7 protein-coding genes are annotated in these 12590 nt (G+C 55.1%); 3 read left to right on the top strand and 4 right to left on the bottom strand.

The genetic code is table 11. The features are described from left to right. Positions 1–2: 2 nt before the first annotated feature. From narI to Mag101_RS04915, 4 genes are all read right to left on the bottom strand, one after another. Positions 3–755 (bottom strand): respiratory nitrate reductase subunit gamma, encoded by a 753-nt coding sequence (gene narI, locus Mag101_RS04900; protein WP_077401614.1) that lies wholly within the window; start codon positions 753–755, stop codon positions 3–5. A gap of 22 nt (positions 756–777) precedes the next feature. Continuing rightward, positions 778–1470 carry a nitrate reductase molybdenum cofactor assembly chaperone gene (gene narJ / locus Mag101_RS04905; protein ID WP_077401617.1) on the bottom strand — a complete coding sequence of 231 codons (693 nt, stop codon included), beginning with the start codon at positions 1468–1470 and terminating at the stop codon, positions 778–780. Next, positions 1470–2996 (bottom strand): nitrate reductase subunit beta, encoded by a 1527-nt coding sequence (gene narH, locus Mag101_RS04910; protein ID WP_077401620.1) that lies wholly within the window; start codon positions 2994–2996, stop codon positions 1470–1472. The genes narJ and narH overlap by 1 nt, the downstream gene beginning before the upstream one ends. Positions 2997–3098: 102 nt before the next feature. After that, positions 3099–6812 (bottom strand): nitrate reductase subunit alpha, encoded by a 3714-nt coding sequence (locus Mag101_RS04915; RefSeq protein WP_077401623.1) that lies wholly within the window; start codon positions 6810–6812, stop codon positions 3099–3101. 329 nt (positions 6813–7141) lie between these two features. On the opposite strand from Mag101_RS04915, the gene Mag101_RS18105 reads away from it, so the two are divergent. The 3 genes from Mag101_RS18105 (at position 7142) to Mag101_RS04930 (ending at position 12536) form a co-directional block, all read left to right on the top strand. Further along, positions 7142–7327 (top strand): hypothetical protein, encoded by a 186-nt coding sequence (locus tag Mag101_RS18105; protein WP_077408058.1) that lies wholly within the window; start codon positions 7142–7144, stop codon positions 7325–7327. 237 nt (positions 7328–7564) lie between these two features. Further along, a complete protein-coding gene (locus tag Mag101_RS04925; protein ID WP_077401628.1) occupies positions 7565–9394 on the top strand; it encodes a carbohydrate-binding protein in 1830 nt (609 codons plus the stop codon). Positions 9395–9692: 298 nt separating this feature from the next. Beyond that, positions 9693–12536 carry a carbohydrate-binding protein gene (locus Mag101_RS04930; protein WP_198040094.1) on the top strand — a complete coding sequence of 948 codons (2844 nt, stop codon included), beginning with the start codon at positions 9693–9695 and terminating at the stop codon, positions 12534–12536. Positions 12537–12590 lie beyond the last annotated feature (54 nt).

A 12590-nucleotide genomic window follows, 5' to 3' on the forward strand; every position in this document is an offset into this window, starting at 1 on the left:
GCTTAGGATTCTCTGGAGGGGACGGAGGATGGTGCCGAGCTTGGCGGCGGGGTGTTGGTCCTGCGCGCGAGCCGCCGCGAGCGCACGATCTGGTAGCCCGGGCGCAACACGTAGGCGAAAGGTGCGCTGAACACATGCACCAGGCGCGTGAACGGCGTGATAGCCAGCAGGGTCAACCCGAGAATGATGTGCAGCTTGTACACCAGGTGCGCATCGATAATCAGGTTTGCCGCATCGGGATTGAAGGTAATGACACCCTGTGCCCAGCCCATAAACAGCACCATGGCGCTGCCGTCCATATGGTCAATGGTCCAGAAAATGGTGGCGATCCCCAGTAGTAACTGTAACCACAGGAACAGCAGTACCAGAATATCGCCCTTAGATGAACTTTTGCGAATGCGCGGATAGTACAAGCGGCGGTGCAGGAGCAGGGTGCAACCGATAAAGCCCAGGATACCGGCGATACCGCCCACGCTGAGTGCCATCCATTGTTTGAAGCTGTGGCTGATACCCAGCGCGTCGAACACACCGATCGGGGTGAGCAAGCCAACAAAATGACCGAACAGCAGCACGAGGATGCCAAGGTGGAAAAGGTTGGAGCCCCACATCATCTGCTTGCGACGCAGAAATTGGGACGACTGGGATCGCCAACCATACTGCCCCTTATCGAAGCGGATGATACTGCCGAGTATCATGATCGTCAGGGCGACGTAGGGGTACCAGCCGAATAACAGATAATTGATAAAGTCGTGCATGACTATGCCTCGTCTACCTTTTTCAGGTGTCGCTGGAAGACATGATTAATTTACCGGCCGCCTTCAGGCGTTCGACAATCTTGTTCACTGGTTTGTGCGGTTGGGAAGCCATAAACGTCACTTGCTCTTCCTCCCAAACCTCATCAATTGAAGTCTTCTCTGAAGCCTTGGCACGCTCTACCAGTTCGCGCACCGCTTCCGGGTCGGGTTTTTCCTGTGCAAGTGTGAGTAGCGCGTCGAAGATTCCGGCGTACTCTGAATCGCGCTCTTCGAGTCGCTCCTTCAGGGCCGCGAATACATGGGATGGCTGGGATAGCCAGTCGCGGGCCTCGTCGATCTTCAGGCAGGAGGTAAACTCGAGAAACATGGGGATAAAGTCTGGAAGTTCATCCCGTTCGATATAGAAGCCGCGTTCTACATATTCCTCACCCAGGTCGAGCATAGCCTGGCCACGATCACGGCTTTCACCGTGAATGTGCTCAAAGAAGTGAAGAGACAAGGCACGGGAGTTGTCGAATAACTCGGAGTAGTTCATCTGCAGTTCGAGTACCGAAAGCACCTCAAAGTTATGCATCAACCGTTGCAGCTTGGCCAGGATTTCTGGCTTCAAAAAACCCTCGGTTTCCAGTGCTTCGCGTACTTCGGCAAAGTGCGCCTTGAGCGATTCGCTTGGGTAGTCCAGCAGTAGCGCCAGAGCGCGTAGTGTGCGTGTCATCAGGGAGAATCCGTAAAAGGTTTGCGCGGCATTTTCTTGGGGCCACCAAATACATCTTTGTTTTTGGTGCGCCCGTTGTGTGGCTCGGTAAAGCCGAAACCGATATTGCCGCGAAGGTGATAGGTGTTTTCGTTTTTCTCCCGATGATTGGTCGGGATTACATAACGGTCTTCATAGGCGGCCAGCGCCATATACCGATACATCTCCTCGATGGTTTGTACATCGAGGCCCACGCTCTCGGGGATTGAGCTGTCGGTAACGCCGTCGACGCTCTTGGCTCGCATATAGGCTCGCATGGCGAGCATGCGTTCGAGCGCAGTGGCAACTGGCACCTCGTCGCCGGCGGTGAGCATGTTGGCGAGATAACGCATGGGAATCCGCAGGGACTTCACATCCGGCATGCCATTGTTGGTGGAGATCTTGCCGGCCTCTGCTGCGGACTGGATGGGGGAGAGCGGTGGGATATACCAGACCATGGGTAGGGTGCGGTATTCCGGATGTAGCGGGAAGGCGACATCCCACTCCATGGCCATTTTGTAGACCGGTGATTTTTTTGCCGCCTCCAGCCACGCTTCCGGCACTTCGTCTCTGCGCGCCTGGGCGCGCACTTCTGGATCGTTGGGGTCGAGGAAGATCGAACGTTGAGCCTCATACAGGTCTTTCTCATTTTCGACCGCCGCGGCTTCCTCGATACGGTCGGCGTCATACAGCATGACGCCCAGGTAACGGATGCGCCCCACACAGGTTTCGGAGCAGACGGTGGGCATACCGGCTTCGATACGCGGGTAGCAGAAGATGCACTTCTCCGATTTACCGGAGGACCAGTTGTAATAAATCTTCTTGTAGGGACAGCCGGAAACGCACATACGCCAACCGCGACATTTGTCTTGGTCGATCAGCACAATGCCGTCTTCTTCCCTTTTGTAGATGGCACCGGAAGGGCAGGAGGCCACACAGGATGGGTTGAGGCAGTGTTCGCACAGACGTGGCAGGTACATGAGAAAGGTCTGTTCGAACTGACCGTAGATTTCTTTCTCGATACCGGAGAAGTTGTAATCCACTGAGCGCTTGCTGAATTCGCCGCTCAGGTCGTCTTCCCAGTTGCCGCTCCACTCGATCTTGGTGAGTGCCTGGCCGGTAACCATGGAACGCGGTTTGGCCGAGGGCTGGGCTTGCAGTTCCGGTGCCTTCTGCAGCCATTCGTACTCGAAGGTATAGGGCTCGTAGAAATCATCAATTTCCGGTAGGTCCGGGTTGGCGAAGATGTTCGCAAGGATGCGCCATTTGGAGCCAGCCTTGGGCTGGAGCTTGCCGTTCTTCTTGCGGATCCAGCCGCCTTTCCAGCGCTCCTGGTTTTCCCAGTCCTTGGGGTAGCCAATGCCGGGTTTGGATTCAACGTTGTTGAACCAGGCGTACTCAACGCCCTCGCGGCTGGTCCATACATTTTTACAGGTAATGGAACAGGTGTGACACCCAATGCATTTGTCGAGGTTCAACACCATCCCGATCTGCGCGCGGACTTTCATCACAATTCCCTGTGCTGCTTCGGCGTTAATCCGAAAAATTTACTGCCTGTATGCACCAGCGTTTTATTGGTGCGAATACTGCGATTTTCTGACGGTGATTTGTCAGGTGTGTACTTCCTTGTCGAACCAGTTGACTTCGTTCATCTTGCGAACGACGACGAACTGATCGCGGTTGGCACCGACGGTACCGTAGTAATTGAACCCATAGGCGAGCTGGCTGTAGCCGCCGATCATATGGGTAGGTTTCACGTTGATACGTGTCACCGAGTTGTGGATACCACCGCGCTGGTTAGTGATTTCCGAGCCCACAGTATTCACGATCTTTTCCTGTGCGTGGTACATGATGGCGGTGCCCGCCATTATTCGCTGCGAGACCACTGCACGCGCAGTGAGGGCGCCGTTGATATTGAAGGCTTCGATCCAGTCGTTGTCTTCAATACCCGCCTGCTTCGCATCCACTTCACTAATCCATACCACCGGCCCACCGCGATTCAGGCTCAGCAGGATCAGGTTTTCCGTGTAGGTGGAATGGATGCCCCACTTCTGGTGCGGGGTGAGAATGTTCAGCTGGATCTCCGGGTTGCCATTGGGGATCTTGCCGAGTACCTGTTTCACTGAGCGGGTATCGATGGGCGGGCGCCAGGTTACGAAGCCCTCGCCGAACGCGCGCATCCACAGGTGATCCTGATACAGGTGCTGGCGGCCGGTGATGGTGCGCCACGGGATCAACTCGTGCACATTAGTCCAGTTCGAGGTGTAGGACACGTGCTCGCTCTCGATGCCGGACCATGTGGGTGAGGAGATAATTTTGCGCGGCTGCGATACCACGTCGCGGAAGCGAATCTTCTCCTCTTCCTTACCTTCCGCTAGGTGGCCGTGGTCGCGGCCGGTGGCTTTACCCAGTGCTTCCCAGGCTTTTACTGCGACCTCACCGTTGGTTTCCGGCGCGAGCATCAGGATGGCTTCACAGGCCTGAATATCGGTTTCGATTTTGGGACGCCCGGCACAGTCACCGTCTTGATGGGTACCGTTCAGGCTGGCGAGGTTTTTGACTTCGGTTTCGGTGTTCCAGTTAAGTCCCTTGCCGCCATTACCTTTTTCCTCAAGCGCCGGGCCGAGGGAAATAAAACGCTGGTAGGTTGCCGGGTAATCCCGCTCCACCACTGCGACCGAGGCCATGGTCTTTCCGGGCACAGGCTCGCACTCACCGCGCTTCCAGTCTTTCGGTTCGTAGGGCTGGGCGATTTCGCCGGGAGCATCGTGCTGAATCGGTGTCAGCACCAAATCCTTTTCTACACCGAGAACTTCCGGGCACACTTCGGAGAATTTTTTCGCGATGGTTTTGAAAATTTCCCAGTCGCTGCGGCATTCCCAGACCGGATCGACTGCCGCGGTTAATGGGTGGATGAAGGGGTGCATGTCCGAGGTATTCAGGTCATGCTTTTCATACCAGGTGGCGGTGGGCAAGACGATGTCGCAGTAGAGGCTGGTGGTGGACATGCGGAAGTCGATGTTGACCATCAAATCCAGTTTGCCCTGGGGCGCCTCATCGTGCCAGACGACTTCAGACGGGCGCTTGATCGGGTTGCTGTCTTCCGTGCCCACCACGCCGTGCTGTGAACCGACAAAGTGCTTGAGGAAATACTCATGGCCCTTGCCGCTGGCACCCAGCACATTCGAGCGCCAGAAGAACATGTTGCGCGGCCAGTTATCCGGGTTATCCGGGTCTTCACAGGCAAACTTCAGCGCACCGGACTTCAGCATTTCCGGCACAGCACTGTCCGGGTTTGTATCGGACTCGAAGATCGTTTTCGCAACCTGCAGTGGGTTCTGCTGCAATTGTGGTGCAGATGGCAGCCAACCCATGCGCTCCGCGCGCACGTTGTAGTCGATCATCGCGTGATCCCAGTCGCCCTCCGGGGCGGTGGGGGAGAGGATGTCCGACACGGTCATGGAGTCGTAGCGCCACTGATCGGTGTGGGCATAGAAGAACGAGGTTCCATTCATATGCCGCGGCGGGCGGGTCCAGTCGAGTCCGAAGGCGACGGGCAGCCAGCCGGTCTGCGGGCGTAGCTTTTCCTGCCCCACGTAGTGCGCCCAACCACCACCAGACTTACCGCAGCAACCGCACATCACCAGTAGCGCAATAATGCCGCGGTAATTCATGTCCATGTGGTACCAGTGGTTCAGCCCTGCACCGACGATCACCATGGAACGGCCTTCAGTCTGCTCGGCGTTACCGGCAAACTCACGGGCAACCTGAATGATGGCATCGCGCTTCACACCACACACAGTTTCCGCCCAGGCAGGCGTGAAGGGCACATCGTCATCAAAACTAGTGGCGACGTTGTCACCGCCGTAGCCACGGTCGACACCGTAGTTGGCCATAAACAGGTCGAAGGTGGAGGCTACGCGGCAGCTGCCATCCTTTAGCTCTAGTGTGGCCACCGGTACATTGCGTTCGAGTACATCATCGTGATTGGTGGCGACAAAGGTTTCCGGAGCGTCGCTGCCAAAGTAGGGGAAGGAGACCGCCTCGCGGCTTTCCGCGATGTCTTCAAGACTCAGGCGCAATTTGGTATCGCGCCCCTGGCCGTCTCTTTCTTCCAGGTTCCACTTGCCCTGTTCGCCCCAGCGGAAGCCGACGGAGCCGGCGGGGCACACAATGTCGCCACTGTTTTCGTCGTAGGCGACGGGCTTCCAATCCGGATTGTTGGATTCACCGAGTGCGTCGGTGAAGTCTGCTGCGCGCAATAAGCGATCCGGAACTAGCTTCCCGTCTCGCTCAACCAGTTTTACCAGGAAGGGGAGGTCAGAATAGCGCCGCGCGTAATCGATGAAATAGGGTACCTGGCGTTTAACGTAGAACTCGGTAAGCACCACATGCCCGAGCGCTAACGCCAGCGCCGCGTCGGTGCCCTGTTTGGGGTGCAGCCACAGGTCGGCGAACTTGCAGGCCTCGCTGTAGTCCGGCGAGACCACGACGCTCTTGGTGCCCTTATAGCGCACCTCGCTGTAGAAGTGTGCATCGGGTGAGCGCGTCTGTGGAATGTTGGATCCCCACACCAGCAGATAGTTGGAGTTATACCAATCGGCACTCTCCGGGACGTCGGTCTGTTCGCCCCAGGTCTGGGGGGAGGAGGGAGGAAGGTCACAATACCAGTCGTAAAAGCTGAGCAGGGTGCCGCCAATCAGTGACAGATAGCGGCCGCCTGCGGCGTAAGACACCATGGACATGGCGGGGATGGGGGAGAAACCCACAACCCGGTCGGGGCCGTGCTTATGTACGGTATAGGCATTTGCCGCGGCGACAATCTCCGCCACTTCATCCCAGCCAATACGCACAAAGCCGCCACGACCGCGGCGCGACACCCAGCTTTCGCGCGTGGGAGCATCTTCGACAATGGAGCGCCAGGCTTCTACCGGCGACTTACTGACCCGGGCAGCACGCCAGGCTTCCACCAGCCTGCCGCGCACCAGTGGATAGCGCACGCGGGTACCGGAGTACAGGTACCAGCTGTAACTGGCACCGCGCGGGCAGCCGCGCGGCTCATGGTTGGGAAGGTCGGGACGGGTGCGCGGGTAGTCGGTCTGCTGGGTTTCCCAGGTAACGATGCCGCCCTTTACGTAGATTTTCCAGGAACAGGAGCCGGTACAGTTCACGCCATGGGTGGAGCGCACGATCTTGTCGGCGGCCCAGCGCTTGCGATAGGCATCTTCCCAGTCCCGTGGATCTTCAGTGGTGATGCCGTGGCCGGCGGAGAATTTTTCTGTTTTTTTGCGAAAGAACGTGAGACGGTCGAGAAATTGACTCATCGGCGGCGCCCATCCATGGCTTTTACATCGGGTGATACGCTTCAAACTAGGCGCGACTTATAGCCCCGTCAAACCGGTTTGCCCGGTAAGTTGGACTTAAATTCGCCAATTCCTTCTATCGGTAGAAATTGGTGCGTTTTGCATTTATTTGGGTGTTTTTCTGGAGTTCCTCGTAAGCTGAGTGGGGATATTTACAATGGGATTCCGTTAACGCAGCGCGTTGTATATCCTGCATAGAAAGAAAACATGCGCCGTGTGGCGCAAAATCATCCGAATAGAGATATTTTGCGTAGCAAGATATTAAAGAAGCACTTCAAGTGGAGAAAATGGTGGGAGATGTCATCCAATTCAAGCGGAAGACGGCTTGGGAAAAGCATAAGGGCAGTAGCTTATGTCGTGACGGATTTCACAAATGGAAGGTGGTGGCCGAGCGAAAATTTGATGTAAAGCAAGGAAAGCTGGTCACGGAATCACGCTGTCAACGGTGCGGAAAAGTAAAAAACGAGTTGCTGTAACTTTTTAGAGTTTCTTTGGAATTGATTGTGAACCGGCTAATTAGCCGGTTTTTTATTGGTTGTCCGGAATAACTGTTTTCTATCCCGCTTTACCTCATCGGGGCGTTTACTCGCTTTGTTCAGTGACATATTGAACCCGGTTTATCCGAGCGACAAGTTCTTGAACGGTTACTCGGATAACGTGTTTTAGCCGTTAAATCACAAATAACAATAGTAATGAAACGGAGCGACTATCTGATGAAGAATGAAAATGGGTGTGCATTTCCTGTAGGAAAAGCACGTAAAAGCATGCTTTTGGCCGCGCTGGCGCTGATGTCCAGTAGCGTCTTTGCGGTTGAACCACTGTCTGTTAATGGTAACCAAGTATTGATTGGTGGCCAGCAAGGTAGTGTGGCAGGCAACAGTTTCTTCTGGAGTAACAATGGCTGGGGGGGCGAGAAGTTTTATAACCCAAGTACCGTCAGCTGGTTGAAGTCCGATTGGAAGTCCGGCGTGGTACGTGCTGCCATGGGCGTGGAAGATCCGGGCGGCTACTTTGATGATCCTGCAGGGAACGAAGCTAAAGTTCGTGCCATTGTAGATGCAGCCATTGCCAACGACATGTACGTGATTATCGATTGGCACTCCCATTACGCGAATGAACATGACTGGAGTCAGGCGGTCAATTTCTTCTCGCGCATGGCCGCCGATTATGGTCATACCAACAATGTTATTTACGAGATTTTTAACGAGCCGAAGCAGGTCTCTTGGTCCAGTGGCGTTAAGCCATACGCAGAATCCGTTATCTCATCAATCCGTTCAATTGACCCGGACAACCTGATTATTGTCGGCACCCCGAACTGGTCTCAAGACGTGGATGACGCTTCCTTTGACCCCATCCAGGGCCACGTCAACATTGCCTACGGCCTGCACTTCTACTCCGGTTCCCACGGCCAATGGTTACGTGACAAGGCGCAGACCGCGTTGAATAACGGTATCGCGTTGTTTGTGACCGAGTGGGGCACCGTCAATGCCGATGGTAACGGCGGTGTTAACTACGGTGAGACCGATGCGTGGATGGAATTTCTTAAGAACAACAATATCAGTCATGCCAACTGGTCGATCAACGATAAGTCCGAAGGTGCCTCTGCACTGGTACCAGGTGCAAGTACCACTGGCAGCTGGGATTCCGCCCAGTTGACGGCATCGGGCAACAAGGTCCGCGACATTATTCTCAACTGGGGTGGCGCCGCAGGAGGCGGTGATGACTGCGATTCTGCAACTGCGGTGAATGTACCCGGACGCATCGAAGCCGAAGCGTTTTGTGGCGCCGATGGGATACAAACCGAAGCCACCAGCGATACCGGCGGGGGTGAAAACGTTGGCTATATCGATATCGACGATTGGATGGCCTATCGCATCAATGTTCCGGCGGCAGGTGATTACGAAATTTCTTATCGTGTAGCGGCCAATGGTGCAGGTGGTGTATTGCAGTTTGAAGGTAAAGGTGGTTCACCGGTATATGGTCAGCTTGACATACCCAACACCGGGGATTGGCAGTCTTGGACAACAATATCTCAAACTGTAAGTCTGCCGGCAGGTGATCAGCAGGTAGCGGTCGCCGCAGTAGGCCCAGGCTGGAATATCAACTGGCTGGATATTAAGTCTGTTGGCCCCAATCCAGACCCCGATCCAAAACCCGGTGAAACCATTCTCATCGAGGCGGAGAACTACAGCTTCATGGGTGGTGTGGAAGTGGAGTCCACCTCCGATGTAGGCGGTGGCCAGAATGTAGGCTATCTCGATGACGGTGACTGGATGGCATACCACGGTGTAAACGTACCGAGTGCTGGCAACTACCGCGTGGAGTTCCGGGTAGCCTCTCAGGGCGGCGGCCAGCTGAGCTTCGAACGAGCGGGCGGCAGTCCGGTATACGGCACCCTGAACGTGCCCGCCACCGGTGATTGGCAGAACTGGACCACGATAAGCATGGATGTTTATCTGGACGCAGGTTCTCAGGACTTTGGTATCGGCGTACCGACTGGTGGCTGGAACCTGAACTGGTTTAGTTTGACCAAGCTCGATTGATTCTTGATTTTCTAGGCGGCTTAACGATTGCCGCTATAGGGGATCGCGGATATCCATACCATATGAAAAGCCCGCGCTAGCGCGGGCTTTTTGTACTTATACACCTGCCTGCACGTTATCGCTTTTGACTTTGTGCTTTCCTAAACTCAGTGGATAAGTCCAAATCTGCGCGTTCGGCTGGCGTCAGGTCATGCGAACCCGTACGAAATTAAGAAAACTCTCTTATTGATACGACGCTCCCCAAGAATCTCCGTATTTTTCACTCCCTCAATAATGAACAAATTCGATGGTGAGAATAATGAAGAAGAACGGAAGAGCATCGCTAACGGTGCTGACCCTGTCCGCGCTGGCATTTGCCAGCTTGTCACTGGCGGAGGAGGTTAGTGTCCTCACTACCCAAGGCGACCGAGGCAAACTGCTACATGAACAGGTTCTTGACCTCCCGTTTACCCAGCCCGCCGCCACAAACGGGTTTGCGATTGAAATTGACCCTTCGCAAACGTTTCAATCCGTAACTGGCCTCGGCTATGCACTCACGCAAGCCAGTGCAGCGGCCATCCTTTTGCTACCAGAAGCCGAACAGAATGCGTTTCTAAACGAGATGTTCCATCCGCAGGTGGGAAACAACGTTTCCATGGTGCGAATCAGCATCGGCGCATCCGATCTCTCTACATCTCTGTACACCTATAGTGACGAAACCCGCAGCCAGGAAAACTTTATTCCGGATCCGGGTAAGACCTACTACATCGACATGCCCGCCCACGGCGTGCGCCTGGGTGCCAGTGGCTCTAACGAAGATCCTTACACAGCACCTGACTCACCGCACGGGCCGGACTTCGAGTGGAAATTTGTCCCTGCGGGCGATGGATTGTTCTTTATTGATCGCGCTGCCGGTGGCAGCGTGCCTCGGTTGCGCACCGACGATACCAATATGGCGGATATGCAGGAAACTTCCTCTGACGGCTGGTGGGAAAAATGGGAGCTGACACCCGGCGAAGGGCATGGCGCTTACTTCCTATCATTGCCGCTAAAAGGCTTCGGAAATCACGACCGGCTGCATATCGATGACAATCTTCTGGTTCGCATGGTAGATAACGACCAATCTGCCGGCACCTGGGAATCCTTTACCTTTACCGAAGTAGGCAGCGACCGCAGTTTCTCTATGCAGGGGCCTGACACGCTGACCTTGCTCCCTGTGCTAAAGAAAATCCTCGCCATAAATCCAGAGATCAAAGTCCTCGCCACGCCGTGGACTGCACCATTGTGGATGAAAACCAACAATGACTGGGTCGGCGGGGCGCTCAAGTCCGAGCACTACGCCGATTTGGCTAACTATTTTGTGCAATATATTCAGGCCATGGCTGCTGAGGGTATTACGATCTGGGGGATGACGCCGCAAAACGAGCCAGAAAACCCTTGGAATGAACCCAGTATGCTGATGAATGCCGAGCAGCAGTACGACCTGATAGAAAACTATGTCGGCCCGGCATTGCAGCAAGCCGGTCTTGGACATATCAAATTACTCGGCTTTGATCACAATCTCGACCACCCGGAGTTTCCCATCCGCGTAGCCCAGAGCCAGTACATTGATGGTTCCGCGTTCCACCTGTACGCGGGTGAAATAAGTACCATGAGTGATGTTTATCACGCGAGTGGTAAAGACGTTTACTTTACCGAGCAATGGACAGGCAGGCCCGAAGACGATACGCCCGCGGGATGGGCTGCGGCGTTTGATGGCGACCTCGCCTGGCATATGGAAACGGTGGTAATGGGTTCCCTACGGAACTATGCGCGCACAGTACTCGAATGGAACCTCGTAACCTCACCGCCTACCACCCCAACCGGTTGTACTGCGTGCCTGGGCGCGATCACCGTAGAAGAGGGTGGGCAGGGGCTTACGCGTCATGTGTCTTACTACATTATTTCGCAACTCTCCCGCTTTATGCAGCCTGGTGCGCGCCGAGTTGCGTCCACAGACTTCTCTGAAAGCATCGTAAACGTTGCGCTGAAAAATCCAGATGGCACTTTGGTGGCTCTGGTGTACAACAAGTCGAATAGCGATCAGATGGTTTCGGTTGCATGGGAGGACTCGGCGTTCGAGCATACTATCGCTCCGCGTACCGCGGTAACCTTTCGCTGGCAGTCAGATGTGCCGGTGGCGGATGAGGACGGGGACACCGTGCCGGACCGGCTCGACCAGTGCCCGGGCACTCCCACAGGTGTAGAAGTAGACAGCCTAGGCTGTCCCGTTCCCGGCGATGATGACGAAGATGGCGTGAGTAACGATGTCGATTTGTGTCCGCAAACACCGCTCGACGCACCGGTGGATGGTGACGGTTGTTCGCTGTTGGATGATGACAACGACGGGGTGCGCAACCCCTTCGACGCCTGTCCGCAGACCGTCGGCTCTGCAAAAAACAGTGGCTGCCCAATTGAAAGTGATTCCGTGCGTATTCAGGCAGAACACTGGCGCGAGGCCGGGGAGGTTCAAATTGAGCCAACGTCCGACATCGATGGTGGAGACAATGTGGGCTGGATTGACGCCGGAGATTGGATGACCTACAGCATCCACTTGCCAGCCAGCAATACAGGTCGCTATGAGGTGAGCTATCGTGTGGCGTCCGCGAGTAACGGCGGGGGTTTAACGCTGGAGCAACCCGGAGGCTCCGTGGAATACGGAACCCTCAATTTCAGCGCTACGGGAGGCTGGCAGAATTGGGCCACCGTATCTCATACAGTTTCCCTACCGGCAAATACCTCAGAACTTGCGATTGCTGCCATAAGCGGCGGATGGAATATCAACTGGTTTGAAATTAAACCGGTTACAGATTCCAGTTGCAACAACGATCCAAGTTGTCTGGATGACGACAACGATGGTGTTGTTAATGCAGCAGATCAGTGCACTGCAACGGCACCCGGTGTCACTGTCGACAGCAAAGGATGTACAGTGACTACCAACCAGTGTGATGGCATTACCGCTTATCCGTACTGGCTTCACGCCGATTATGCGGGCGGTCCCAACACCCACCTTCTTGGCGGAGATCAAATGACCTATCAGGGAAATTTATATCAGGCGAACTGGTACACCAATAGCGAGCCTGGAAGTGATAACTCCTGGACACTGATTGGTAGCTGCCAGTAGATAAAGATGGGCCGCATAGCGGCCCTTCGTATTACAGTACAGAAACCGGCACTT

It is taken from the genome of Microbulbifer agarilyticus, from assembly GCF_001999945.1.
Classification (GTDB): Bacteria; Pseudomonadota; Gammaproteobacteria; order Pseudomonadales; family Cellvibrionaceae; genus Microbulbifer; species Microbulbifer agarilyticus_A.